General features: G+C 54.1%; 19 protein-coding genes and 4 pseudogenes. 10 read left to right on the top strand and 13 right to left on the bottom strand.

Translation table 11 applies throughout. The annotated features are described in order from the left end of the window. Positions 1–105: 105 nt before the first annotated feature. A protein-coding gene (locus tag IEI95_RS23955; protein WP_194417117.1) for an IS5 family transposase occupies positions 106–865 on the bottom strand; the annotation gives its coding sequence in 2 pieces (ribosomal slippage) (positions 106–520 and positions 519–865; 762 coding nt in all). A 149-nt stretch (positions 866–1014) separates the two neighbouring features. Next, complete coding sequence (locus IEI95_RS23950; RefSeq protein ID WP_194417116.1) at positions 1015–1716, bottom strand: DsbA family oxidoreductase; 702 nt, start codon at positions 1714–1716, stop codon at positions 1015–1017. A 117-nt stretch (positions 1717–1833) separates the two neighbouring features. On the opposite strand from IEI95_RS23950, the gene IEI95_RS23945 reads away from it, so the two are divergent. Beyond that, entirely contained in the window at positions 1834–2514 is a 681-nt protein-coding gene (locus tag IEI95_RS23945; RefSeq protein WP_194417115.1) for an alpha/beta hydrolase, read from the top strand. Between the two features lie 97 nt (positions 2515–2611). Here IEI95_RS23945 and IEI95_RS23940 read toward each other — a convergent pair whose 3' ends face one another. Both IEI95_RS23940 and IEI95_RS23935 read right to left on the bottom strand, forming a co-directional pair. Then, entirely contained in the window at positions 2612–3505 is an 894-nt protein-coding gene (locus IEI95_RS23940) for a hypothetical protein (RefSeq protein WP_194417114.1), read from the bottom strand. 139 nt (positions 3506–3644) lie between these two features. After that, on the bottom strand, positions 3645–5006 hold the full coding sequence (locus IEI95_RS23935) for a hypothetical protein (RefSeq protein ID WP_194417113.1): 1362 nt from the start codon (positions 5004–5006) through the stop codon (positions 3645–3647). Positions 5007–5367: 361 nt separating this feature from the next. Between IEI95_RS23935 and IEI95_RS23930 the strand changes: the two genes are divergently transcribed. Continuing rightward, entirely contained in the window at positions 5368–6243 is an 876-nt protein-coding gene (locus tag IEI95_RS23930) for a LysR family transcriptional regulator (protein ID WP_194417112.1), read from the top strand. A gap of 240 nt (positions 6244–6483) precedes the next feature. On the opposite strand, the gene IEI95_RS23925 is transcribed toward IEI95_RS23930, so the two are convergent. Further along, positions 6484–7365 (bottom strand): LysR family transcriptional regulator, encoded by an 882-nt coding sequence (locus tag IEI95_RS23925; RefSeq protein ID WP_234934263.1) that lies wholly within the window; start codon positions 7363–7365, stop codon positions 6484–6486. Positions 7366–7437: 72 nt separating this feature from the next. Between IEI95_RS23925 and IEI95_RS23920 the strand changes: the two genes are divergently transcribed. Further along, positions 7438–8109: a glutathione binding-like protein gene (locus IEI95_RS23920; protein WP_156620457.1), complete on the top strand. Its 672-nt coding sequence runs from the start codon at positions 7438–7440 to the stop codon at positions 8107–8109. A gap of 177 nt (positions 8110–8286) precedes the next feature. Here IEI95_RS23920 and IEI95_RS23915 read toward each other — a convergent pair. Beyond that, positions 8287–8415 (bottom strand): annotated as a pseudogene (locus tag IEI95_RS23915) (transposase); the annotation flags it as partial. Positions 8416–8483: 68 nt separating this feature from the next. Between IEI95_RS23915 and IEI95_RS23910 the strand changes: the two are divergent. The 5 genes and pseudogenes from IEI95_RS23910 to IEI95_RS23890 all read left to right on the top strand — a co-directional run bounded on the left by IEI95_RS23910 (position 8484) and on the right by IEI95_RS23890 (position 11416). Further along, a complete protein-coding gene (locus tag IEI95_RS23910) occupies positions 8484–9443 on the top strand; it encodes an IS5 family transposase (protein ID WP_234934262.1) in 960 nt (319 codons plus the stop codon). Next, entirely contained in the window at positions 9343–10044 is a 702-nt protein-coding gene (locus IEI95_RS23905; protein WP_194417111.1) for an IS6 family transposase, read from the top strand. Before IEI95_RS23910 ends, IEI95_RS23905 begins: the two co-directional genes overlap by 101 nt. A 405-nt stretch (positions 10045–10449) precedes the next feature. Then, positions 10450–10830 (top strand): annotated as a pseudogene (locus IEI95_RS23900) (type II toxin-antitoxin system RelE/ParE family toxin). Then, positions 10814–11137 carry a type II toxin-antitoxin system RelB family anti-toxin transcriptional regulator gene (gene relB / locus IEI95_RS23895; RefSeq protein ID WP_194417110.1) on the top strand — a complete coding sequence of 108 codons (324 nt, stop codon included), beginning with the start codon at positions 10814–10816 and terminating at the stop codon, positions 11135–11137. The pseudogene IEI95_RS23900 and the gene relB overlap by 17 nt, the downstream one beginning before the upstream one ends. A 117-nt stretch (positions 11138–11254) precedes the next feature. Beyond that, complete coding sequence (locus IEI95_RS23890) at positions 11255–11416, top strand: hypothetical protein (protein ID WP_194417109.1); 162 nt, start codon at positions 11255–11257, stop codon at positions 11414–11416. Here IEI95_RS23890 and IEI95_RS23885 read toward each other — a convergent pair. Beyond that, the gene (locus IEI95_RS23885; RefSeq protein WP_194417108.1) at positions 11404–12120 is read right to left on the bottom strand and encodes an IS6 family transposase; all 717 of its coding nucleotides are present in this window, start codon (positions 12118–12120) and stop codon (positions 11404–11406) included. The two genes, IEI95_RS23890 and IEI95_RS23885, sit on opposite strands and share 13 nt — an antisense overlap. 142 nt (positions 12121–12262) lie before the next feature. Beyond that, a pseudogene (locus IEI95_RS23880) lies at positions 12263–12444 on the bottom strand (IS6 family transposase); the annotation flags it as partial. Positions 12445–12681: 237 nt separating this feature from the next. Here IEI95_RS23880 and IEI95_RS23875 point away from each other — a divergent pair. Both IEI95_RS23875 and IEI95_RS23870 read left to right on the top strand, forming a co-directional pair. Next, positions 12682–13260, top strand: coding sequence for a shikimate kinase (locus tag IEI95_RS23875; protein WP_194417107.1), 579 nt, complete (start codon positions 12682–12684; stop codon positions 13258–13260). Between the two features lie 128 nt (positions 13261–13388). Next, positions 13389–14106 (top strand): annotated as a pseudogene (locus IEI95_RS23870) (IS6 family transposase). Between the two features lie 290 nt (positions 14107–14396). Here IEI95_RS23870 and IEI95_RS23865 read toward each other — a convergent pair. The 5 genes from IEI95_RS23865 to IEI95_RS23845 all read right to left on the bottom strand — a co-directional run bounded on the left by IEI95_RS23865 (position 14397) and on the right by IEI95_RS23845 (position 26549). Further along, positions 14397–15398, bottom strand: a complete 1002-nt coding sequence (locus tag IEI95_RS23865) for a pepsin/retropepsin-like aspartic protease family protein (RefSeq protein WP_194417106.1) — start codon at positions 15396–15398, stop codon at positions 14397–14399. A 26-nt stretch (positions 15399–15424) separates the two neighbouring features. Next, a complete protein-coding gene (locus tag IEI95_RS23860; protein WP_194417105.1) occupies positions 15425–16900 on the bottom strand; it encodes an HlyD family type I secretion periplasmic adaptor subunit in 1476 nt (491 codons plus the stop codon). Next, the gene (locus tag IEI95_RS23855; RefSeq protein WP_194417104.1) at positions 16897–19050 is read right to left on the bottom strand and encodes a type I secretion system permease/ATPase; all 2154 of its coding nucleotides are present in this window, start codon (positions 19048–19050) and stop codon (positions 16897–16899) included. The genes IEI95_RS23860 and IEI95_RS23855 overlap by 4 nt, the downstream gene beginning before the upstream one ends. Before the next feature lie 93 nt (positions 19051–19143). Further along, complete coding sequence (locus IEI95_RS23850) at positions 19144–26169, bottom strand: SPM autocatalytic domain-containing protein (protein ID WP_194417103.1); 7026 nt, start codon at positions 26167–26169, stop codon at positions 19144–19146. Next, positions 26157–26549 carry a hypothetical protein gene (locus tag IEI95_RS23845; RefSeq protein ID WP_194417102.1) on the bottom strand — a complete coding sequence of 131 codons (393 nt, stop codon included), beginning with the start codon at positions 26547–26549 and terminating at the stop codon, positions 26157–26159. Before IEI95_RS23845 ends, IEI95_RS23850 begins: the two co-directional genes overlap by 13 nt. Between the last annotated feature and the right edge of the window lie 353 nt (positions 26550–26902).

The raw sequence follows: 26902 nt of genomic DNA, 5'->3' as shown, positions 1-26902 counted from the left end.
TGTTGTTTAAAATTTTTGAGGTTTATGGAATTACGAAATAAAAGCCTGGTGCTGGGGTCTGTCATGCTCCGATTGAACCAGACAGACCCTAGGAATTGTGAACAGTTATTTAAGCCACAATATTGTCGCTGCGAGAGCGACCATGGCTCGATAGTTCCGGGCCGTTTTCTGGTATCTGGTGGCAATACGCCGAAATTGTTTGAGCTTTGAAAAGCAACACTCGACCAGATGGCGCTGCGCGTAGAGTTGCTTGTCGAGTGGATATTTCTTTGCGCGAGCGGGGGTGTTTGGAATGACGGCTTTAGCTCCCTTCTCGGCGATAGTTTTGCGCAGTCGGTCACTGTCGTAGGCGGTATCCGCCATGACGACCTCGGCGGGAAGCTCTTCAACCAGAGCGTCGGCCTGTGGTGCATCACCTTTCTGGCCTGCTGTGAGAATGAAGCGCACGGGGCATCCATGACCACGCACAGCCATATGAATTTTGGTGCTTAGGCCGCCGCGAGAACGGCCAAGGGCCGATCTTCAGCCCCTTTTTTGCGCCAGATGCGTGCTGGTGAGCGCGGATGATGGTGCTATCGATGATCAGGTACTCGAAATCACGGTCATCGGACATCGCTTCGAAAACCCGCCACCAGACGCGCTTTTGGCTCCAGCGGCTGAAGCGCCGAAAGACACTGTTCCAATCGCCGAAGACCTCCGGTAGGTCACGCCAGGGTGAGCCTGTGCATGCGATCCAAAGTACCGCTTCCACGAACATGCGATTATCCCGCCCGGACGAGCCGCGGGTGCGAGCATCACCGATGATGTGTCGGGAAATCCGATCCCATTGGTTGTCTCGAAGAATCAAACGCTCCAGAACACCCATGACGGCCTCCAAAAGACAGTCTTGAATCGCATATCTAGATGTTTGGGACTCCTAAGAGTCCACATATCCTAGAGTTTGTCAGGGAAAAGTGGTTCCAACTTCTGAGTCCAATGCGGTAAAAACAGCGTTGGACTTGACCGCTGTTATTTTCAACCCGCCAAAGGAACCGAGCACCCTTCTTCTCCACAAACCGGTGCACGGTCTGTCTCGGCAGAGTGGGCTTTGCTCCAGGTTGTTTTCAAAGCCTGGAGTAGGCTGGCCTTTGGTTGTGCGCCAGAAAGCCCAAGCCCTTCATCAAAGACAAAAAAGGGCACACCGTGAATACCCATGCCATGGGCCTGCGCTTCATCTGCACGCGATTGCTCGGCAAAAACATCGGACTGAAGCATGGCCTTGGTTTCATCATAATCAAGGCCAAGTTCAACGGCGATTTCCGCCAGCACGGCATGATTGGCAAGTTCACGGTTCTCGACGAAATAAGCAAGAAACAACCGCTCCGACATGGTATCGGCAAGCCCTTTGCTCTCAGCGAATTTTGCCAGTCGGTGGGCGTCGAATGTATTGGTATAGCGAACCGTGTCATAGCGCATGTCCAGCCCGACACGCTTGCCCAGCATCATGATCTGCTGGATCATATCGCGTGCCGCCTCTGGGCTCTTGCGGTATTTATATTCGATGCGCTGCTGGGTGGTATTGACCACAACCGGGCTTGCGGTTGGGTCAAGTTCGAATGCTTTGAACGTGATTTGGACATCTTTGGCATGTTCGAACTCAGCCAGCGCTTGATCAAGGAAGCGCTTGCCAATGTAGCAATAAGGGCATGCGTAGTCGGACCAAATTTCAAGTTGCACGATGAACCTCCTTGTCAAACATTTAATACGATAATACTCATACCATCGTACTAGTCAACCTCCGGCTGAATATGTGGCATGATCACGTCTCAGCGGTCTCGATGAGGAAATCTTGAAATGACGGCATCGCTCTTGCGGCCTGTAGCGCCTATTATAGTGGAAACAGGCCAAGTGCCGAACGCTACCATTCTCTTTATTCATGGCCTTGGAACGGACGGGAACACCTTCTTACCTGTCATCCAACGCCTCAATCTCGGACGTGTTGGGCCTGTCCGGTTTGTCTTGCCCAATGCGCCCAAGCAACCAGTCTCGATCTGCCAAGGGCAAACCATGTCGGCCTGGTTTGACCTTCTTGATCAGGATTTTGTCGCACGCGAGGACGAAGCCGGTTTGCGGACCGCAGCCGAGTATTTTAAAGCGCTGATCGAAGCAGAAATCAAAAGCGGTATTGCCCCGGAACGGATTGTGATTGCAGGCTTTTCTCAAGGCGGTGCTCTCTCCTTGCTGACAGGACTGCGCTTCAGACATCGGCTGGCGGGTATCGCCGCCCTATCTGGTTGGCTACCTCTTAGCGCAAGCCTTGGCGACGAACATTCGCAGGCATCGCTCGCAACGCCCGTCTTTTTGGGGCATGGGGCGATCGACAAGGTCACACCTTTGCGACAAATCAAAACAGCTCAAACCCGAATGGAGGCCTTAGGATATACAATCACGTCTCATACTTATCCTATCGGCCACACCATTACAGAAGCCGAATTGCATGACGTGAGTGCCTGGCTGGAGCATTGCCTCGGCTAACTGGATCTGGTGCTTTGTGCGGACCGGGTACGCGTCCCGATTCGCACCCACTTCATATATGTTTGCAAAAAACAGCCAAACAGAAGGAGGATGCGGCTCAACAGCAGGCGCAAACGATCGCTTCATCGATATATTCATTTCTCAAAATGACATTATTGTCCTCATCATGGACGAGGATGATATCGGAATGTTTCATATCAAACTCAGCCTTGTTGCTGCTGATCGATGCTCCCAAAAGCATGTAGTGAATGGTATAGGCATCCCCTTTAATGCTCTGATTTTGAAAAAGCAGCTCATTCAGATAGGAGAAGCTGTATTTCATGGCCTCAGAACCGAGTTGGCCATTGACACGCCATGCAGGCTTGCCATCACGCAAAATGGTGCAGGCAATCTCGGTCTTTGTCGGGATCGGGGCAAGAAACAAAAAACGCCCGAAAGAGGTGGCCGCGAGCTTGGAAAGATTGGCCAGGCTGGGCATTCGCCGCCGCATCTCGGCGTCGGAGAAATCATTGGCGATCGTGTAGCCGATATAAATCGGATCGCCCGCTGCGTTGATCATGAAGACGGCTGCATATTCAATTTCGATTCCACACCCATACGAGTTAAGGTTGGAGATCAGCGGATGGTCTGTGCCAATCACTGTTGTTCCATTTCCCTTGTAGAACCAGTCCACGTCTTTTTGAGAGGATAGTGAATTATTGATGGTTTTATGGGTATTGCCAAAGGCACTGACGGTACAATTTCGGATGTCCTCTGGCTTTCCGGGCGGATTGTAAACCAGTCCATCGGCCTCAGGCAAAATCGATGGCTTCCACTGGTTTTTTCGACTTTCGAGCACACGGCTCCAGTTACAATTCGCATCGACAAAGCTACGGATCAGATCATAGCTGCTGACATGATCAAACAGAATGCTCTGGTCTTGATCATCGCCCACGCCATTCAGGGCCACATATCGTTTACCGTCCCTATTAAAATCACTCAGCGTTGCCATGGTTTTTCCCCAACTGAACGGCAGCCTGAGCGTGCCATGTCTGACACGCTGAGACTGGTTCGTTAAATATTTTCAGCGAATACGAGAGAGCCTGCCGAGATGACGGCCAACCGGCAGCACGTCGTGAGACAAGGCGATTTTACGATTTAGTTCTGGCAAAAATCGTATAGGCCTCACCCGCCAAGGTCAGATCGCTATCGGGCGTCAGAGAAAAACCATGCTCATCGGCGCCGGCTTGAGAAATATGATCCACCAAAGAGGTCGGAGCAATCAACTTGCCGGATGTCCGAAGCACCCGCTTGATTTCATTCAGGAAGCCGACGGACAATTCATCGATGCCAAGGCAGCAAACAACCGTGTCATAGCCAATCGTCCGGCGATAATGCACGTCGCCACCTGTTGGGAATGGCAGTGTCCTGGTATTAAGGTCAGCCCTGAACCTCACGTCATATTTACCGTTATCCTGCGCCCATTGCAGAATATAAGGGCTCATTTTACGGCTGCCATCAATAATATCGATTTTCTGGTGTTTGAAAGCCGAGACAACATTGAGCCCGCTCGGAGCGATCACCAGAACGCTTGCGCCTTTGCGCAGAATATCGGCGGGAAGTTCTGCCACAGTCTGAGCATCTGCTGGTGAAGAGCGATATGTTTCGAGCCAGGCCGTGTTGATGGCTGACCAATCCGTGATACGCAAAACATCGCGCAATGACGTGTCACTGTACTCAAGTGCATACGCCTTGAAAGGCATATATTGGATGATGCGCCCACGGTCACCAGTGATAGAATAATCGCCTACCCATGTGTTGACAAAGGCGCGCGTGGCGCAGACGCTGGCTTTGCCAAGATAATCTGCTCCCCAGCCAATCAGTGTTTCGCGCCCAACCCAGGCATATTCTTCCAGCGTAATCGGCGGCAGCTTGGTCATGGCAACGGTTCTTGAGCCAACGGACGGACGGCCATACGGGTCATGATCCTGACGCAGCAACTGGCTGCCAGGCGACAACCAGGCTCCATTCCCGATGGTCACGTCCCCACCGGCATTCACCGAGGCATTGCGACCAAATCGAACATATTGGCCAATTTTTATGCGAGGCAATTCATCCGCCCGCCAATCGAGTTGGTGATCGGCATGCGGATGGCTGAAGTAAGCGCCATTCTCGAAATGCGTCGGTGAGATCAGGTGCTCACCGCGCTCTTCGCGCACCAAAAGTGGCTCACCGGAAACGTCGATAGAGAAATGATCATCTGGCAGCTGCAGCTCCTTGGCCAAAGACAACAATCTCTCTTTAAAGGTATGTCCAAACTCAATTTCGTCCTTGTTGGTCTGAACAGACTGAACCTCCTTTCGAAGTCCGCGTAACGTTCTTGCATAAGCGGCAATCGGCGATGAACTTCTATCGCTATGAAGTTCAGATTCAAATCTCGTCAATAATTTATCAACTTTTGATATGTCAAGCGCATCTATGGTAATGGATGTATCGAAATATTCTGTGATCATCGCTCTCTCCATTTTTTATATTTTGATTTATTGTATTATTTTATAATTTTATTTTTATTTAAAAATTAAAATAAAATTAACGTGGCAATAACTATCAATTTCGTGATCGTGAAAATCGCGTTTTGATTGAAATACAGTCTATGCTGCACTGCGATGTTGCGCTAATGATTAATTCCGATGGCATCATCGGCAGCACCGATGGCTTCATTGATCCTGGCTCTCAAGTATTGCAGCAGCAGGTTTGCCGACGCTTTGCACTGAGTTCAGGTGAGCCTTTATGCCTTGATTGGCGCACAGTGTCCTTTGTGCAAGGACTGTGCTGTCGTCGCTGACCACTAAGCTCGATTATGGAGAACCAACTATGGATCTTTTAGAGTTGAAGGCTTTTGTTTTTGCAGTACAAACCGGCAGTATCACTCAAGCCGCCTTCCAGCTTGGGCGTGTTCAATCGAGTGTCTCACTGCGTATCAAGCAATTGGAGACAGAGCTTGGCGTCGAATTGTTGAGCAGGGACAGAGGCGGCGTACGAACGACAGCAAGAGGCCAGATACTCTATGATTACGCCACGCGAATTCTGGCTCTTGCCCAGGAAGCCAAAGGCGAAGTGATGTCACCAAATACAGGCGAAATTGTTCGGCTTGGAACGATCGAAACAATTTCGCCCGATTGCATCGACTCGCTGGTCAGATTGCTGTCCGGCTTCGACGGCATGGGTGTGGATGTTTATGTAGATGGTGCTCTTTCACTTGTGGAAAGTCTTCGCGAAGGGCGCATTCATGCCGCCATTGTCGGCGCCGGGTTTGCCCCGCCTGAGTGCATACGTATCCCGCTTTATGGAGAGGCAATGGTGTTGATTTCATCGTTAAACTATCCGCGGATTGATCTCGTCAACCAGATCGCCAACGAGATTTTTCTCGTCTGCAAAAAGGAAAGCGCCTGTACTCGGCATCTCGCCATGCTTTTCATGGAGGGGGGCTTCCAGCCAGCCCGTATTTCAGAATGCGGATCTTTCAGCATCCTGATGTCCAGCGTGGTGCGCGGTATGGGGATTGCGCTCGTACCACTGTCAGCAGTGCTGGGCTCCGCGCATGAGAAACAGGTCCTTATCCATCCACTCAGCGGGCATTTCTCCACATTTCAGGTCGAGTTCGTCTGCCCACAACCCAAAGGGCGCCCAATCCTGGAACGACTTATCGAGAAAATTTCCCAGGAGTTCGTGGTACAGAAACCAAATTAGCCCCGCACGGTTTTTACACGGGGCCTCTTCCACTTCTAGAGTCTGTCAGGTTCTGATTGAACCAGACAGACTCTAGCTAAAGCGTGTTGCGGCTTATCAACCTCAAGCAACACGCTTTAAGTTTTTGTTTTTACGCATGTCGTTACCGCAAAACCGCTGCACACTTTTGCGCGACATGCTCTAGTCTTGTTTTCGTTTGTCTTTTCGGGAAAACCGGATTCCACTCTTCCCTGACAAACTCTATTTGAAAGTTTCGATCAAATGATCCATTACGGCACGCACCGCCGGTGATTTTCGGATATCTGCGTGCACGGACAACCAGAGCTGGCGAGAGGGTGTTGCTCGACCCACCGCCACTCTGACAAGTCCCTCATCTGCATCTCCCAACAAACATGGCAGAAGTGCCAGGCCCAGACCCGCACGGGCTGCCTGATGCTGCGTCACGACGTCGTTTGTTCGCAGCGCAAAAGGCCGCGACCCGGCAACGTCTTCAAGCCAACGTTGCTGCTCAATATGGCCAAAGCTCTGTTCAAAGCCAATAAAACTTTGGTTCTCGATGGCCATATCAGCAAGAGAGCTTGCCGCATAAAGAGCGAGCGGCAAAAGTCCCATCTCGCGCACGATACGGCCTTCAGCCCGTGGCCTGACAAAGCCGAGAGACAAATCAGCCTCCCCCTTTTCGAGGGAGGCAACCGATGAGCTTGCCAAGAGGACGACTTGAAGATCGGGATGGTTTAATCGCAGCTGTGACAGGCTGGGTGCGATCACAAAGGCGCTGATCACTGGCAGCGCACTGACCACCACACTTCCCGACAGACCCGTGCTTTTGCCGCGCAAATGGCGATGAACCCCCTCTGCGCCGCGCTCCATCGCCTTAGCGGCCTCAGCCAGAGATTGACCATGCACGGTCAGACGCGTCGCACGTGGCAAACGGTCAATCAGCTTCAGCCCCGTGGTTGCTTCAAGATGCGCGATGCGTCTGCCAGCCGTGGCATGGTCAACACCCAACACCCGGGCAGCGGCCGTCAGAGAACCGTGCTGCGCGACAGCGAGGAAATATCGAAGGTCTTGCCAATCCAACATTGGTGCATTCTTGCACGTTTCGCTTGCCGATTCACTCAATTTCTAAAACCGCCTGCAGAGGCAAAAATAGAACAGAATTGATATGACCAGACCGCGATTGGAGTGATCACTATGTTGACCTTGTTTTATGCCGCCGGTGCCAGTTCAATGGCTGCCCATATCCTGCTTCACGAATCTGGATTGCCCTTTAAAGCAGAAAGGGTGGATCTCATGACAAAGCAATGGTCAGGAGGAGATTACAACCTGATCAATCCAAAATCCTACGTTCCCGCCATGCGCTTGGACGATGGTGATATTCTGACAGAGGGCAATGTCATTCTCACCCACATCGCCGACCAGGTTCCCGAAAAGGGTTTGCTGGCGCGGCCCGGTGAAAGACAGCGCGAAAGGCAGATGGAATGGCTGAATTTCATTGCAGCTGAAATTCACAAGAATTTTATTACCCGTGAGCGCCACGGCGGCGTTGCCGCGAACTTCCTTTCCAAGACAGAGGAAGGACAGGCCGATACACGGGTGTTTGTCTCACCACGCCTTGCCTATGTTGATCAGTGGCTTGAGGGACGCCGCTTCCTGCTTGGAGACAACCTATCCGCGCCGGATGCATACCTGTATGTGATGACAACCTGGGCTCGTCGGCTTGGATTTGATCTGAGTGTCTGGCCAAACCTTCAGGCCTTTTCCACCCGCGTTTCTCAAATCGACTCGGTTGTTCGCACAGCGGAGGTGGAAGGCCCACCACACTCGCTGCGCCCAGCCCTGCCGCACGTGGCTGCTGCTGAATAAGTCTTGGCTTGATGACGACATCCTTTTTTTAATCTGATCTCATTGATAGCGTCAGTCCGAAAAATGGGAGCGTCATTCGAAGCTTTATTATTTAGAGTTTGTCAGGGAAAAGTGGAGCCCGGTTTTTCTGATCAGACAAACGAAAACAAAAGAATCTAGGCTGTAGTGACAAATTAATCATTTAATCAATAGCATTATGCTGGCGAGCTTAATGAACCCGAGAAAGTTGGCGGCGAGTTTGTCATATCGCGTGACGATGCGCCGCCACTGTTTGAGCTTGGCAAAGAAGTTCTCGATCCCCCATCTCGGCGTTGTTACATCAGTTCCTAGGTTACTGATATCAGGCGACCATTTTGGGTCTCAGGATATTTCTGATGCCGCATAAGCACAATGAAGACCGTCGGCACAAGATACCCAAGCAGAAGTTTAAGGTTACAAACTGGGCGGTTTATAATGAAAGCCTTCGTCAGCGCGGTGATTTGACGGTCTGGATAAGCGTTGATGCGCAATCTCAATGGTCAGCGCCGCGCCGGACATCTCGAGGCGGCCAGCCGAAATATTCAGATCTGGCGATTACGATGTGCCTGAGCTTACATGTGGTTTACGATCAGCCTTTACGTCAAACCCAAGACATGATGCGCAGTATCGTGAAACTGATGGGCGTTGACATTGCCGTGCCAGATTTCTCCACCTTGTCACGCCGAGGCAAGGGGCTAGTATTGCCCTCAAGAATGCCCACAACCAGGCCATCGGGGCCGGTTCATCTGGTGGTGGACAGCACCGGACTGAAGATTTTCGGTGAGGGCGAATGGCTGGAAAACAAGTACAAAATCAAAGGCAAATGCAGAAGATGGCGAAAGCTCCACATTGGGCTTGATCTTGTCAGTGGCGAGATCATCTGCTCCGAACTGACCACAGATGATGTCGGTGATCCCACAGCCTTGGCTGGTCTTCTTGACCAGATTGGCAGCCCGGTTGCCAGGTTTATCGCTGATGCTGCCTATGACGGATCGCCAACCCGCCACCTTCTATCGACACGCCTTGGTGAGGTTATCGAGGTCATTATTCCTCCTCCCAAGACTGCCGTTGCTAGCCCGCAATCGACGCTTGATCCATCGGCGCGAGACCATCATATCACCGAAATCGAGGCCAGGGGCCGCATGGCCTGGCAGGGTGTTGTCACGTTAACTGGCTTGCAGTTGCCTACGTTTTGGGTTGGCGTAAATTTCGGCGATGCAGACACCCGATATCAGTTTCAAGCGTCACCGTTTTGCGCCGCAGATCGTTTCTCACGCGGTTTGGCTTTACATGCGGTTCAACCTGAGCCTTCGTGAAGTTGAGGAAATGCTACTCGAGCGTGGGATAGATCTTTCATATGAGCCGATCCGCCGTTGGATCGCCAAGTTCGGACCCCATATCGCCCGCAACTTGCTCAGACGGCAGGCCCGCCCCGGCGATGTTTGGCATCTGGACGAGGTTGTTGTGAAGTGCGCTGGAGAGAAGTTCTGGCTCTGGCGCGCAGTCGATCAGCATGGCACCGTTCTCGAAGAAATAGTACAGAAGCGGCGTGACAAAAGGGCGGCCAAGCGCCTGCTCGTGGCGTCGATGAAGCGCTATGGCTTTGTTCCCAAGCGGATCATCACTGATAAGCTGCGCTCCTACGGTACGGCAAAGGCGGATGTGGCTCCCGGCCTTAACCGTTGGTCGCACAAGGGGCTCAACAATCGGGCCGAGAACAGCCATCTGCCGTTTCGAAAACGAGAACGAACCATGCAGGGCCACCGATCGCCAGGAGCGTTGCAACGGTTCGTTGCCATGCACTCAGCCACCCGCAATTGCTTTTTTGTTCCCTCCCGCCGCCGCGCCGCACAAACAATTCGCTACCATCGCCTCGAAGCGTTTGATGCATGGAAAATTGCTGCCTGCATCGCTTAAAATTTCGAGCCGTCGGCCTTTCTCGAACGGGGCAACTTAACGTGACAACATCGTTCAGTCTCCATCGATAGCCTACTGGCTGGAAATTTGCAGCTTCTCTCACCATCGTCATCACACGTCCCGGCTACATCGAAAACCTTGGCCATTAACTTGGCCGGACCACAGGACAGGTACGTTCAGTGATCGACGCAGCGAATCTGCCACAATCAATGAAACATCATAATCCGCTACGATACGACAAATAAATTACATTAAAAGCAGTTTTTGCCACAGTATTCGACTCAACGTGGCGGCCGCTTGAGGTGCCAGTTCTCGGCAGTAGGCCCCGTAAACTGGCGAACGGCCGAGAAGCTTAAGAACCATCCGACATCTTGATTTGAATAGCACCCAGTGCTACATAGCGGTATGGCCGATGTCGAGGAAACTGTGCGGGCTTTCAAAACCGCTTGGTTTGCCAAGGCGGCACGCAAAGCTCGCATCAAAGATAAAGACCTATGCGAAACGATTCAGGAAGTCGTCAAAGGCTAAGCTGATGATCTGGGTGGCGGAGTTTTCAAGAAACGACTGAATAAGAATATGCACCGGAGCATAATTCTAGCGAAGGGCGGTCGATATTGGATTTACGAATACCTGTTTGCAAAGAAAGACAGGGCCAATATCGAAGACCATGAATTAGAGGACTTCCGAGCCCTCGCCAAAAGCTACGCGGTACTGAGCGAAAAGCAGGTCGCCCAGCTTTTGGAGGACAAAGACCTGATGGAGATATGTCATGGCGACAAAACGTAGGTTCAAGAGCGATATTTCTGAGGCGATCCATTCGTCTGCGGCGATGCTGCACAAGGTCGGGGCGCTCGACAAGGCGACGATGCGCGACTTCGACGCGCGTCACCTGGTCATGCTGAGCGAGATTGAGCCGGCTCAGATCAAGCAGCTCCGCGAGGCGAACAACGTCAGTCAACCGGTGTTCGCCCGCTACCTCAACACAAGCGAAAGCACGGTCGAGAAGTGGGAAACCGGTGCCAAACGACCGAGCGGCATGGCGCTCAAGCTGCTCTCCGTTGTCCAAAAGCACGGACTAGGGGTTCTTGCCTGACGCCCGAACAATTATAAACGCCGGACCTACAGTCTGTCAGCGCTAATTTGAATTGTATTCGGATTCCTTTTTGATTGAATTTACGATTCAAACTCATTGCTGGATTGGAGGCCAGCAATGATGGTGCATCCACTTTCTCTTGATTTGCGCATGCGTATTGCAGCAGCGTTGAGTGACGGTATGACTGTTCGTGTTGCTGCGGTGCGATTTGGAGGGCACTGTAAACTTATCGCCTTGAACGCAACATCTGGGCATGAGGAATTAGTTCATGCGGCGTGAAGGCGCGCGATTTGGTGCCATGCTTGCATGGCTTCGGTTCGCAGTTCGCGATGGTGGGCGGATGGGATATCGTGTCGGGGAACGTTAAAGAGGTTGGCGATGGGGTCATGGATGGAAACGAAACGCTGAAGATGTCGTGCTGACTTGAAGCGCTTCATGATCTTCTCGCGTCGTCGGACGGGCTGATGCGAGTTTTCCGCCCGATTGTTCAATCCCTTGTGAGAACGATGCTCAACGCCGGGCATGACCTTCCGCTTTGCCGCACCGTAGGACCGAAGCTTGTCGGTAATCATCACACGCGGGGCGCGGCCTTGGGCTTTCAGGAGCTTGCGCATCAAACGTTTTACCGCCTTGGTATTGCGGCGGCTTTGCACCAGCACGTCGAGAACAAAGCCATCCTGATCAACGGCGCGCCAAAGCCAGTGTTTCCTTCCACCGATGGTGATGACAACCTCATCGAGATGCCATTTGTCCCCGAGCCTGCCGGCAGATCGCTTGCGGATATCGTTGGCAAAATGTCTACCGAATTTCTCCGCCCAGAGCCGCACGGTTTGATGAGAGACGATGATGCCACGCGCTGCCAGCAGATCCTCGACCATCCGCAGGCTCAGCGGAAACCGGAAATACAGCCAAACTGCATGGGCAATCACCTCGGCGGGAAATCGGTGGCGACGATAAAGGGGATCATGGCTGGATCTGGTCATGCAGCCAGATCCCATATTTTGATCGATGTCCGATTAACGTTACGATGCCTTTGAAACTGATCATACCCGCAAAGCTCGGTCTGTAATCTGGAAATCAGATGACACCTATGACGCCATCAGGTGAACAGAAAATTTGCGACGCAACCCCGAACTTCTCCGCCCAGAGCCTCACGGTTTGATGAGAGACGATGACCCCACGCGCTGCCAGCAGATCCTCGACCATACGCAGGCTCAGCGGAAACCGGAAAAATAGAGCCAAGCGGCATGGGCAATCACCTCGGCTGGAAATCGATGGCGGCGATAAACTGGATCACGATCTGTCATGGCCCGTCATTCGCACATCGAATTCCACATTCCGTTAAGTTGACGATGCCGAGGTGCAAGTTCTCGGGAGAACGTGGTTTTACCCGCACCGGGCAGCCCCATCACAAGACTTCTCAAGCCTTGCCGCACGGCGACCTCCGTTTGATCATGTTTCCCTTTATACGGGAATATAATTTTTACAAATCAAATCAATAGATTTTATATACTATTAGAATTTCGTAACGGAGTATTTTAAACTTGTCTTTCAATTCTCAGCCGGAAAAGGCTCTCCTCGCCGCTCTCAACGGGCGCTGCGTTGTGCTCATCGGCATGATGGGCTCGGGCAAGACGTCGGTCGGCCGACTACTCGCGGCGCGGCTAGGGCTTGATTTTGCTGACACCGACGTCGAGATTGAAGCGGCGCACCGTATGACGATACCGGAAATTTTTGCCCAGCATGGCGAGTCCTATTTTCGTGAAGGCAAGCAAAGGGTACTGGCGCGTCTCTTGCACGAAGGGGCGAAAGTAGTGGCGATCGGCGGCGGTGCCTTTATGAATTCGGATACCCGCGCACGGATCGCGGAACATGCGGTCTCAGTATGGCTGAAGGCCGATTTTGACATTTTGGTCCGTCGTCTGCGTCGCTGCTCCAACCGACCGCTTCTGCAAACTCCTAATCCCGAAGGTACTCTCCGCCAATTGATAGATGACCGTTACCCAACTTACGCTTTGGCCGACGTGACGGTGTTGTCCAGTGACGGACCGCACGAAATGGTCGCGGTGAAAACGATGCAGGCTTTGCTGACCTTCTTGAATCACTCAATGCAGCGCGGATGAGAATCCGGTGCCAAATTCTACCGGTTCACCTCTGACCAGTACCGCGCTTTCTACGTCATCGCCATGAATGCCAATGCGAGGCATCATAACGTTAACCGGACATCGATTAAAATGAGGAATCTGGCTGCATGACCAGATGTAGCCGTGATCCACTTTATCGTCGCCACCGATTTCCAGCCGATGTGATTGCCCATGCTTGTTTGGCTCTATTTCCGGTTTCCGCTTAGCCTGCGGATGGTCGAGGATCTGCTGGCAGCGCGTGGCGTCATCGTCTCTCATCAAACCGTGCGGCTCTGGGCTGAGAAATTCGGCAGACACTTTGCCAACGATATCCGGAAGCGATCTGCCGGCAGGCTCGGGGATAAATGGCATCTTGATGAGGTTGTCATCACGATCGGTGGCAAGAAACACTGGCTTTGGCGCGCCGTTGATCAGGACGGCTTTGTTCTCGACGTGTTGGTGCAAAGCCGCCGCAATGCCAAAGCGGCCAAACGTTTGATGCGCAAGCTCCTGAAAGCCCAAGGCCGTGCGCCGCGTGTGATGATTACCGACAAACTACGATCCTATGGTGCAGCAAAGCGGGAGGTCATGCACGGCATTGAGCATCGTTCTCACAAAGGATTGAACAATCGGGCAGAAAACTCGCATCAGCCCGTCCGACGACGGGAGAGGATCATGAAGCGCTTCAAGTCAACACGACATCTTCAGCGTTTCGTTTCCATCCATGACCCGATCACCAACCTTTTTCACATTCCCCGCCACGATATTCCATCCGTCCACCATCGCGAACTGCGAACAGCTGCCATGCAAGCATGGCACCAAATCGCGCGCCTTCACGCCGCATGAACTAATTCCTCACGCCAAGATGGTGCGTTCAAGGCGATAAGTTTACAGTGCCCGTTTCGGCTATCCGCCAGATTTGGTTGGAGCAGGAGGCGGTGCAGATGGTCCTCGCTCAAGCAGAACTGCTATTAAAAGAAATGTCATCCAGCATGGGGAAGTGAGATGCGGAAATAACTATTAAGGCGGTAGTTCTTGGTCTTGCCTCCGGTTTACGGCGAAGAATTGATCTTTTGAAGCTCATTATTGGCGTGGGCAAGTAGCCGCCTCCGCGTATTGATAAGAGGCACGCCACTTTAGAGACGCTTTAAGCCAATCTGACCATTTTTATAATCATAGAGTACGGAAAAGTGTTTGTAGACCTCCACTCCGACCAGAACTCTGGTGGGTGGCTGATGGAAATTGGGGAAAGGTCCAACAGCTAGTCGGGTGGAGTCTGTCATACCGTTGCCAACGCTGAAGCTGGCTTTCAGCGAAGGGTTGCTGCCGTCGTCAAAAGACATTGCTACCTTGGTGCCTGGGCGCCAGGCATGAAACTGTTCCGGGGCGATGACCAAGATTTGCGGGTTTCCAGTGTCGAGAACGATCGGTCCGCAATACTGTTTGCGCGAACTTTCAATGGTCAGGCAGCCTGGGATAGGATTATCCCGTCCGCCGCCTTGGTTGGGGCCCTGTCCCGCAGGAAATCGTACGAATCCAGCGACTTCATCTGATGTCGGATTGATAATCAGTTCACCTTCGTTCTCGCCAGACCGTGGCAACCTGATAATCCAAGCGTCCCCGAAGCTGACCAGCGGATTTGGAGCGGCTACCTTGAATGCGGGGGAGGGCATGCTTGCGCCGATAATTGCCTGATAGTTTTCCTTGCCAAGAAGTTGGCCTGGGTCCTCAAGCCGTTTATCGAGCGGCATCAGGCATCGCTTGACGGTCTGGTTGCACGTGAGGTCTCTGATAATGTCAATCGGGATCGTCTTCGTCTCAGCGGTATCCGCAAAAGATACCTGGGCTGTCGCGACATCGCCAAGTATCGTCTGGCCGTTTGAATAGGAATATCGCATCTGCTGGCCCGTTGGGGAATAATCTTGATTAGAGACCGTTTCGCCGATGACGTGAAGTCCAGTCGAACCGGTGTCCAAGATTGCCTCGACTGTTTTTGCTCCGATTTTTACAGGTATCCAATAGCGCACGATGTTGTGACGCTCTAACGCGTGGATCGGGACGACAATCCGCTCGCCGGCCGTGGCTTGTGAAACTTCAATGAACGAAATCCAGCTGAATAGCAGGATAAGCGTAAGCATTTTCTTTCCCATTGTAAGGCTTTCTATCAGCGTTCATGCAGGGCCGAGCTTGTGACATCGACAAGGGGCGCGAAAAGATAATCGAGAATAGTCCTGTCACCTGTATTGATGTCGACTGACACCGACATGCCAGGCGACACGTAGGCGCTGCGCTCTGCGGTTCCGATGAAATTCTTGTCCAACTGGACGATGACGGGAAATACAAGCGTATCCGCGGATTGAGACGTGCTCCCTGATGCCGTCGTGGTCATTGTATAGGAGGAATCTGCGAGATCCGCTTGGGCTTGAGAGGCCGATACGGCATCCTTGCCAACCTGAAGGACAGTTCCACTGATCGTGCCGTACTGCGTATAAGGGAACGCAGTGACCTTGATGGTAGCTGCTTGTCCGACCTGAACGAACCCGATCTCATCATTGGTGATGTATGCCTGAATATCGAGATGGCTTCCCTCGGGAACAACGCGCAACACCTCTGATCCGCTGGTCAGCACCTGCCCGATCGATGTGAGTGTCGATGCTTCAATCGTACCATCGACCGGGCTACGCAACGTCATATCATCGAGTTGGGCCTTGGCTTCACGAACCTGTTGTGTCAGTTCCTGGACCTGTTCGTCCGCCGCCTCCAGTTTCTGGGCATAATCGGCAATGAACGATTGGGTCGTCGATACGGCTTGTCGCTTGAGGACTGCGATGTTTGCGTCGGCATCAAGCTTTTCATTGATGTCGCTTTGCAAGGAAACCTGTTCCTTCTCTTCTTCTTGCAAAGCGTTCAGCCAATCCGCAGTCGACATGGCGTTGTTCTGAGACAGCGTCTCGCGCATAAATGTCAGCTTCTTTAGTGTTGACACGAGGCTCTCTTGGGCGGCAACCGTTGCAGCGAACGCATTGGAGTCGATCGTTTTCTGATCAATTTGACTATCAATGAGGGATAGTTGCGCGGCGAGTTGTTCCATGTCGCTGTCAAGGACACTTTGTTCCCGGTGTTGCAACGCAACCGATATGCCGTCGGGCCAACCAACAGTGATATGTGTCGTTCCGCCAAGCGGCCAATTTCGTGACGAAATAGTCTCAATAGCGGCACTACGTCGAGCGACTTCGGCTTTGCTGGCGGCCAATTGCTCCGACAAATCGTCATACTGAGATGCAGCCGACGAGTCATCTAGACGCACGAGAACTTGGTCCTTGGAGACGTGGTCGCCATTTTGCACCAGAACGTCGGACACTTTACCGGTGGCCAGAGGTTGAACGATCTTTACCTTAAGCGTTGGCTCGATTTTGCCTTGCGCCGTTGCGACAATATCGATTTTACCAACCGCTGCCCAAGTGATGGCGACCGCAAACAAAGCAGTGATGATCACGATAAGCGCCATTCTCACAGGCGAGGGCGGGGTCTCCAAGATCTCGAGAGCCGGTGCAAGAAATTCCTGGTCCGTCCTGACTGGTTTATCGGTTCTGCGCAGCAGCGTGACTGCTCCTTGAGATCGCTTCAGCGAAACATTCATGACACACCTGCTGGATCGTTTTGCAGTGCCCAAAGCCTGGCATAGATTCCTTCAGGTTTTGCGAGCAGCTCAGAATGACTGCCTACTTCGGCAATCTTGCCGTCCCTCATCCCAACGATGCGGTGGCATGGTCGCACCGCCGCCAGCCGGTGGGCGATGATCAGCACTGTTCTGCCTTGCGATATTTTGCTCATATTGTTTTGAATCACCCGCTCACTTTCGTAGTCCAACGCAGAGGTGGCTTCATCGAAAATAAGGATCGGTGGGTTCGTGGCGAGCGCTCTTGCAATTGCAATTCGCTGCCGTTGCCCACCAGATAGATTGGCTCCCCGTTCCTCAATCTGTGTGTCATAGCCCTGTGGCAGCTTCGAGATGAACTCATCGGCGCCTGCCAAGTTGGCAATGGCAATCACCGTGGCGCGCGGCAGAGCCGGATTGGCAAAGGCGATATTTTCGTGAATGGTCCGGTTGAACAGCAGGTTTTCCTGTAGAACAACGCCAATCTGCCCCCTCAGCCACGCGGGGTCGAGTTGGGAAATATCCGTGCCATCCATAAGAACTTGGCCCTGCTCAGGGCTATAAAGACGTTGAACCAGTTTTGTCAGTGTGGACTTTCCGGAGCCAGACGAGCCGACGATACCTATGATTTCTCCTGGGCGGACACTGAGACTGACGGATTTTAGGATTTCTGGCCCACCTGGACGATAACGGAAGGTCACGTCATGGATGTCGATGCCACCTCGGGGCCTGGCAAGCGTTAGTGCTGTTTTCGGCGCATATTCCGTGGGAAAGTTCAGGATATCCCCGAGCCTGTCCATGGAGATCTGCACCTGCTGAAAATCCTGCCAGACTTGCGACAGCCGCAGGATCGGCTGGGCGACCTGTCCCGCAATCATATTGAAGGCGATTAGACCGCCCACGGTCAGATCATTATCGATAACCGCCTTGGCGCCGAACAAAAGGATAAGAGCGGTTGAGATTTTACTGACATATTGAATTGCGTTCTGTCCGCCGGCACTCAGCATCGTCACGTCGAAGCTGGTTCGAACATAGGCCGCCAATCGTTCGGCCCATTGCGCCTGCATAACAGGCTCCACAGCGCCGGCTTTGACCGTGTGAATGCCGACGACAGCCTCAACCAAGAACTGCTGACTTATGGCGCCTCGGTTGAATTTTTCGTTGATCTTGCTGCGCAGTGCCGGACGCACGAGCAGGGCGATCAACACGTAAAGGGGAATTGAAGCGACGACGATCAACGTCAGCCAAACGGAGTAAACCGACAAGACGCCAATCGCGACAATGGTAAAGAACAGGTCGATGACTGAGAACAAAGCCTGCCCGGTCAAGAAATTGCGGATGGTTTCAAGCTCACGCACTCTTGCGACGGTATGTCCGGCCGGCCGCGTTTCGAAATAGCCGAGCGGCAGATGTAACAGATGGCGGAAGAGACGCTGACCGAGTTCGATGTCGATACGATTGGTGGTGTGCGACAGGGCATAACTGCGCAGATACTTCAGCACAACATCGAATAGGCCCACAATGACCAGGCCAACGACCAGAACAATGAGTGTCGAATAGCCCTTGTGCGTCAGAACTTTGTCTACCACGACTTGAAAAAAGAGCGGCGAGACCAGCGCGAAGATCTGAACGAAGAAAGAAGCGAGCAGGACGTGGATGATCGGCTTGCGATAGCGCCAGATAGATGGCAGAAACCAACTCAGGCCGAATTTTCTGGGGTCGGTACCTTGTCCTCCGACGCGCAGGCCGACCAGGACGAGTTTCCGTCCGAGTTCGGCCATCAGAGCATCGATTGTCAATTCGCGGGCGATCTTGGTGATTGGGTCAACGACACGATAGCCACCGCTCGTCGTCTTGCCCGCATAGACCTGAAAGCCACCATTGCTCATGCAGGCGATGGTTGGGACCGGAACGGTGTTCAGGCGCTTTTCGGTCAACCCAGTAACGGTGCGAGCTTTAAGACCAATCATGGCAGCTGCGCGTACTAGATCGTCTTCATCGGCAGTCCGCCCTGTCAGAGCGAGTTCCTTTTGCAAATGCCTTGGATCCGCCGCGATCCTGAAGAAGGCGGCTATTCCGCAAAGAGCAGACAGACCGGAATCCACGGCTTCCGGAAAAACATCAACGTTCAAGGGTGCCTCCCACCAAGAACTGCTGAGCCGGCTTCGGTCAAATCCAATTTGACGGACATCCGGCCCAGCACTTTGTTTTGAATCAGTTCCGGCTCAGGAGAAGCTGAACTTGCTCTGCTGAAGGTTTGAAAGGGACGTATTCGTTAGCGTCAGTGTGTCATTGTTGTGAGAGGTAATGACCACATCTTGTCCGGACTGCTGTGCGTTGGAGAGAAGATCTGTCCAATCCGAGAAGGTCGTGTGATCAAAAGCAATCATATCGGCGCTGCTGCCTGAGGCCTGATAACCCGATATTACATCCTGGCCGAAGCCTGCATGGAAGATGAAGTTATCATTGGCCCCGAAGATTTCGAGCGCCGTATCCTGGCCCATGTTGATCGTATCCTGCTCACCGGTCAGGGAGAGCGATGCTCCGGCATCTAGCGTCACGCTCGATTGATCCACCGCTGTCAAGGCACCGGCGCCCTTGACCTCGACAGTGTCGTGCAGCCCGCTGCCATCGGCGGTGTCCATATCGCTACCGGAATTCAGAACCACGCTGTTGTTATTGCCGTCGACCATCACCTCCGCGCCCTCGGCGATATTGATGGTTCCGACCGATAGAACGGCATTGTTGCTGCTGCCGCTCACATTTAGAACGTCGTCGCTTCCTGTAACCGTGACATCGGCAGAGCCGCTCATGACCAGCGTTGCATTCGAGGTGGTGATGCTGGTGCCGCGCCCTCCGATTGAGATCACGTTGTCGTTGCCCGAAACGGTCAGACTTGCCCGAATGTCTGCCTCGACGGTCAGATCGTCGCCCGTCATCGTGACGGTGGAGTCCGTGCTGATGGTGACGCTTGCATGGGACAATGCGGCTGTTTCATCCGTCCCCACAATGGTCACGGTGTCACCGCTCGCATTGCCGTTGATGCGGTTGTGATCGCCCCACACCGCGACGGACGCATCAGCGCGGTTGATCGTGATCGTATTATTCTCACCGTAGATGGTGGAAAAATCACCATCGATCTGAATTGTAGCCGTCGAGATCGAGGCGACTGTCGCATCTCCCTGAATATCCAGCCTGCCGCCAGAACCGCTGGCATCGAGCGAGGAACCATTCCCGGCAAGCGTGATGTCATCGCCATCTCCCGCCAGGGATAGGCTGGCTGCTTGCGTTGCCGTCCCTACATGAACGGTTCCGCCCGAAAGCGTGGCATTGTTGCTATTGCCAGAGACATTCAGCGTATCGCCACCCCCGGTGACAACGGCATCCGCCGAACCCGTCATGATGATCGTCGCATTCGAGGCCGTGGCGGTCGTGCCCCGTCCGTCGATGGAGATGGTGCTGCCGCTGCCCGAAAGGGTCAGGCTTGCATCGGTATATTCATCGATCGTCAAACCATTACCGGTCAGTGTCAGGCTGCTGTCGGTTTCCACGACAACGCTGGCATTCGAGGCCATCACCGTATTGTTTGTACCGAAGGCTGTGACAGTATTATCGGCGCCGCTGGCAATGGAGAACACGGCGTTTCCATAGAGAGCGATGGCGTTATCATCTCCCGTCACCGTTCCGGACGCATTCTCGCCCACGGAAATGGTCCAGCCGGAAATCGCCGCATTGACCCCCTGGCCGATAACATCGAGCTCATCGCCACTCACCGTTCGGTCGGTATCAACAAGAACCGAACCGTTATGGGCAGCGACCTGATCGTCATCACCGCTAACGAGGACTGTTGCCCCATCGTCGATGGAGATTGTCGTACCGAAAGCGTCGAGTCCCGTGCCGTAGCCGGAGATTTCCACCGTATTGCTATCGCCGCTCCAGATCCGCACCTGGCTGTTGCCGTGCAGGACAACGCTGTCGTTGCCTCCCGAAAGGATCAGCCCGCCACCATTATCGACGACAACGGACGCATTGGAAACCGTGGCGATATTGTTGCGCCCGCTGACCTCCAGGCGTTCATTGGCCCCATAGGCTGCAATGGTGGCGACCGTATTTCCGGTTTCATGAACGGTATTATCGTCCCCGACGAGGGCCACCTGATTGATGCCATTGCCAAGGATGATCTGGTTGGACTGACCTTCGACGTCGATGGCATCGTCGCTTCCGGAAAAGCCGCGGCTGCTGTTGTCGTCCGACACGGTTTGCGTGGTCGCTGACTGAAACGTGGACCGGCTGGTGCTGGTCTGGCCGGTGGCGCTGATGGTGGTGGTGGTCGATCCCGCCACGGAACCATCGTCATTGAGATCGCTAATGGTTTCGACTTCGCTACCATCCGCCCGCATGACGGCCTTGTCGATGTGGTCGACCATGCCGCTATTGCTGCTATCCTCATAGAGGATCGTCGTCAGACCATCGGCAGTGATGGTTTCCAGGCCGCGCGCAGCGATACCGCCATCGGCATCCATGTCGCTGATCGTAGCAATCTGCGATCCGTCGATGTTCCTCGTCCAGCTTTCCTGATGATCGTTGATGCCATCGCCGTCATAGTCCGACAACACAGTGCTGCTCATGCCCGTGGAGTCCGTGGTCTGTATGCTACTGGCAGCGACCTTCTCGTCTTGAGCGGCAAAGGCGGAATGCCAGAGCACAGTGCCGAGATGGCTTTGATAGCGTTGCGCCACTGCATTGGCCGTGGTGGTCGTGGTCTTCGACCCGTCGGCATGCGTCACGTCCGTCACAACCTTGTCGACACTGCCATCACCATTGACGTCGGTCGTGGTGACCGTTGTCCTTCCGTCCGCGCTCTCGCTGCGCTGAACGGTCTTGATCAGCACGGGCGTGATCGCCGATGTGGCACCCGATGCCGTCGTGCCGCTCGTTGCATAGGTCTGCTCCAGCAGCCTGCTTGAGCCATCGGCATTGCTGGCCGTGGTGTCGACGATCTTCCGATCCGCCAGCCCGTCGCCGTCCAGATCCTGGCTGGTCGTCATCACCAGTCCATCGGCTGTCGTCGTGGAGACGACCCGACTGCCCGTGGAACCATCGGCATTGTAGTTGGTCTTCACCGTCTGTGTGCCGCCGTCTACGGCCTGCAGGCTATAGACCACCTGATCGACCGAACCATTGCCATCGGCATCGGTGCTGATGACCATATGCCGCCCGTTCAGGCTGGTCTGGGTCGTCGTCTTGTCAAGAAGAGCGCCTGCGGAATTGCTGTCGGACACCACGACAGAGCTTGAGCCGTCCGCAAGCATCGTTACCGTCCGGTTCATGATCTTCTCAAAGACACCATCGCCATCCTCATCGATATCAGTGATGACACTGAGACCATCCGCCTGGGTGGTGACGATGGATGCCGACAGGTCCAGTCCGGGCAGAGCCACGGAATTCGTCGTCAGCACCGTCGAGCCATCGGCTTCGACCTCCTTGCTTGAGGTGGATTGCTGCGCAGCGGTTCCAGAGCCGGTTGCATCCCAGGAGGTCGTGGTGGTCAGGCCATTGCCGCTGACGGTGGTTGATTTCCGGCTGGTCAGAGCCCCTTGGCGGACCATGCTGATGGTTTCGGTTGTCGAGCCATCACTGCCAATGCTCTTCACATCGGCTTTGCTCTCGGCATAATCTCCCGAACCATCGAGATCCCACTTTGTCATGCTATCCAAGCCATTGGCGCTGGAGTTTATCTGGGTCCGATCGCTGATGGTGGCGTTGTAGCTTGGATTTGCCGAACTGGCATCACCGCCTGAGAACGTTTCATCCAGTATCGTCGTTATGTGACTGCCGTCGGAATTGACGGTGGTAGTCGAGACTTGACCGGTCTCCGCCAATCCATCGCCATTTGCATCGTATAGCACAGTTCTTGTCAGCCCGTCCGCGCTATCTGTTTCATAACGGCCATCCTGCGACCCGAATGCCCGGCCTGAGGCTGTCTCAACCGTGCCATCCATCGCTGCGACCGTTGTAGATCCGCTTCCATTCCTGAGACTTTGAACGGTTTGATCTACGGCGCCATCGCCGTTGACATCACGTGTCGTCGTCACGCTGTTCTTATCGGCGCTTGTGACCGTAACCGTCCGGTTGTGCAGCGAGTCATCACCATTGTAGCTGCTGCTCGTAACAGTCGTGGAGCCATCCGCATTGAGGACAGTGGTTTTGGATAGAGAGTAATCGACGACGCCATCACCGTTGTCGTCCCACTGAGTGGCGGTTGCAAGGCCGTCGGCGCTGGTCTGATCGCTCGTTTTGTCGACAAGTGCTCCTCCTGATCCGAAATCGGAAAAAGACTGCGCTTTAGAGCCGTCAGCATTCAGGATTTCGACCGACGAGGTCGAGCGGCCGGCTGTTTGATCACCGCTAACGGTCAGCGTGCTCGATTGAGTTAGCCCATCGGCGCTGATGGTTTTGCTGAAAGAAGACGCGGCAACGCCATTTGCGTCGTAGGTCGACGTTACAGATGTGCTTGAGCCATCGGCATTAACGCTGAGCGTCTGGCTTTGATATGCAGTGGAACTGCCATTCAGATACGTGCTGGATGAACCTGCGGTCCCAGCAGAATTTGTCGTAGAAACGGATTTTGAGACCAGGGTATGATTTGCGTCGGAAACAGTCTTGGTTTCCGTTTTAGAACCATCTGCGTTGAGAACGGTTACGTCTGTGGTTATGGCATCAAACGTCCCATCTCCATCGACGTCACTGCTGGTGGTAACGTTTAAGCCATTAGCGCTGGTTACAGTTTGTGTGCGGGTCAGAAGACGCGAACCATCTCCGTTGTAGGTGGAAAGGGTTTCTGTCGAGGAGCCATCTGCATTGAGCGTCTTTGAATCCACGTTTTCGCTGTCGAAGCTACCATTACCATCATAATCGGTTCGGGTGATTACCGACAAACCATTGGCACTGCTTGTGGTCTGCGTCTTACCCACCTCATTTGCGGCAGCCGTGCCGGAGCCGTAATCACGGGTTACGGTTGTCACCGTAGAACCGTCGGTTTCGAGCACAGTCTGCGAAACGGAGGTCGCATCGATAATACCGTCGCCATTGGCATCGCGTGTGGTTGTGACGCTCAGGCCGTCAGCACTGGTCGTCGTCACAGTACGCGATAGAAGCACAGAGCCGTCAGGGCTGTAATTCGAGGCCGTCTGAGTTTCGGAGCCATCGGCATGGATGTCTGTCTCAGTCACGGCCGTCGGTGACTGGTTGTTGTCGGTGGTGGTCGAAACCGTCGTCGTCCGCTTGTCCTCGCTGACGACGGTGACAGTACGACTGACCTGAACCTGGCTTGTGCCGATCAACGTCGTCACAGTCTCCGTGGAGGATCCATCGGCGTTTGTCGCCTTCACATCCGTTGTTGCATAATCGGCTGTTGACTGACCATCGAGAAACTTTTGTATGGTAACGGAATGGCCATTGGCGCTGGTCGTCGTGACCGTTCTGCCCGTTTCCACAGCATTGGCACCACTTTTGGCGATAACCGTTACTGTCGAGGAACCATCACTGTTATGCACGGTCGCAGTCGATTGCGCTGAGTCGAAGCTGCCGTCTCCGTTGATATCGATCTGGCTGGTTTTGGTCAGGCCATCAGCGCTCGTGACCGTGAGTGTCTTCGAAACGAGAACCGATCCATTGGGACTGTAATTCGAGACCGTCTCGGTCGAACTGCCATCGCTCCCAATCGTTGTCACATCAATCCGGTCGAAATGACCGTCGCCATCCCGATCGGTTTCTGCCGTCTTCGTCTTACCATCGGCGCTCCAGGATGACACTTGTTCCTGACGTAAGCTGCCGTTGGCGTTGCTTGTTGCCGTCGTATCGGACCCTGACCCATCACTATTCTGCACAACGGTCTCTGTCGTGATCGTATCGAAGACACCGTCGCCATCGATATCGACCTTGGTGGTCTTATTGATGCCATTGGCACTGAGGTCCGTCTCCGTGCGATCGCGAAGAGTGCCGTCGCCATTCAATTCGCTCTGGGTCGTCGTTGTGCTGCCATCAGCATTGAAGACAATCGAACTCGTGGAAACGAGATCGGTAGAACCGTTGCCATCAAGATCTGTGCTGGTGGTCTTGCTGTCACCATTGGCGCTGGTGACAGTCGTGGACGTCCCGATTGTGTTTGTTTGCGTCGTGCCAGGACCAGCGTACTGAATGACGGTTTCTGTTCGCGTCCCATCCGAGGCGACAGTGATAACATCGGTCTGGGTGGAATCGATCTGCCCGTTACCAGTCTTTTCCAGTTGAGCTGTCTTGCTCAGGCCATCGGCACTGGTGGTGACAATGGTGCGGTCCCGAAGCGAACCATCGGCATTCATGTCACTGGCGGTCGTCGTCTCAGAGCCATCCGAGCCGAACGTGACGGTTTCCACCTCGTCGAAGAAGCCCCATCCATTCGTGTCGCGCAAAATTGTGCGCGTCTTGCCATCGGATGCGGTTATGAGCTGAAGCTCACTCGTCAACCTGGTGCCGCTGCTATCATAGTTGCGGATGGTTTCCGTCAGTGACCCATCGGAATTGGTGGTTTTCGTATCCGTCTGGGTGCGATTGAAAACGCCGTCGCCATTATCGTCGAATTTCCGGGTTACCGTATTCCCATCGGCACCGTAGGTAGACAGCGTTTCGCTGGCCAGCGTGCCATTTGCATTGAAGGATTTGCTGTCAAGGGTCGATGTGCCGTCAGCATTCTTTGTCCGGGTCTGCTTGACCAGATAACCATCAGGATCATAGGAGAAAACCGCGTCGGCAGCAGTGCCCGTCGAGCCACCGCTCTTCGTGAATGTGGTTTCGCCAGATATCGCCGAGCCGTCTGGCATGACTATGTCCTGGTGATTGCTCGTAAGATCAATCGATGTAATGCCGAGCTGTGCCAGCGTCTTCAAGGTGGTCGAACCGTCGGCATTGGTGACCATCACCTTGAAGTCGTTCCAATCGGCATCCCCGGCGTCGAGCTTCCCGTTGTGGTTTGTATCGAAGACATCCCTGAGAGCCTGCATGTCTGACGTCGCAGTGGGGTCCCAGGCTGTGAACTGTACCTGATCTTGCTGGGTAATCTTGCCCGACCCGTTGAGGTCTAGGACCAGCACGCCATCGCCCGCTCCAGCCCAAGCGGTCTTGTGCTGTTTGCCATCGCCCGCCATGTCGAAATACTTGTCCGACGCATTCAATGCTGTGATCTGGATGCCATTGCCGTTCAGATCCAGCACAATAGGTGAACCACCCGACCCGCCGCCGGAACCACCGCCGCCAGATCCTCCGGAACTGCCCGAGCCGCCCCCTGAGCTACCGGTCCCGCCACCGCCTGTGCTACCAGTCCCGCCGCCGCCCGTGCTACCGCTCCCGCCACCGCCTGTGCTACCAGTCCCGCCACCGCCTGAGCTACCGGTCCCGCCACCGCCCGTGCTACCGGTCCCGCCGCCACCTGTGCCACCGGTCCCGCCGCCGCCCGTGCTGCCGGTCCCGCCGCCACCTGTGCCACCGGTCCCGCCGCCGCCCGTGCTGCCGGTCCCGCCGCCGCCTGTACTGCCGGTTCCACCGCCGCCTGTGCTACCAGTTTCACCGCCGGTGCTGCCAGCTGTGCTTCCATCGTAAGATCCGCCTGTATAGGATCCGCCGCCATAATTACCGTAGGATGAAGTTCCAGAGTTTCCAGCTGCCGAGGAGCCTCCACCATAAATGTTAGAGCTACCTAGACCGGCACCATATCCCACCCCGCCCGACATACCTGCATTAGGGGACGTTGCGCCAAAAGCATTCGTTTGACCCACCGCCGGTGTCCCATCCACCCAGCCGGAAAACGAGAAAGGATCACTTGCACCGCTGACCTGAACACCAGGGCCGGGGCCCATTTCAGCCGGGGTATTATAGGGATCCGTGCCTAAACCTTGATACGGAGTTGTCTCCGGGCGGCTGTCAATGAGTGCAGTTGTCCCGGCAGTG

Source organism: Agrobacterium vitis (assembly GCF_014926405.1).
GTDB classification, from domain to species: Bacteria; Pseudomonadota; Alphaproteobacteria; order Rhizobiales; family Rhizobiaceae; genus Allorhizobium; species Allorhizobium vitis_H.
This window is presented reverse-complemented; position numbering and strand designations above follow the sequence as displayed.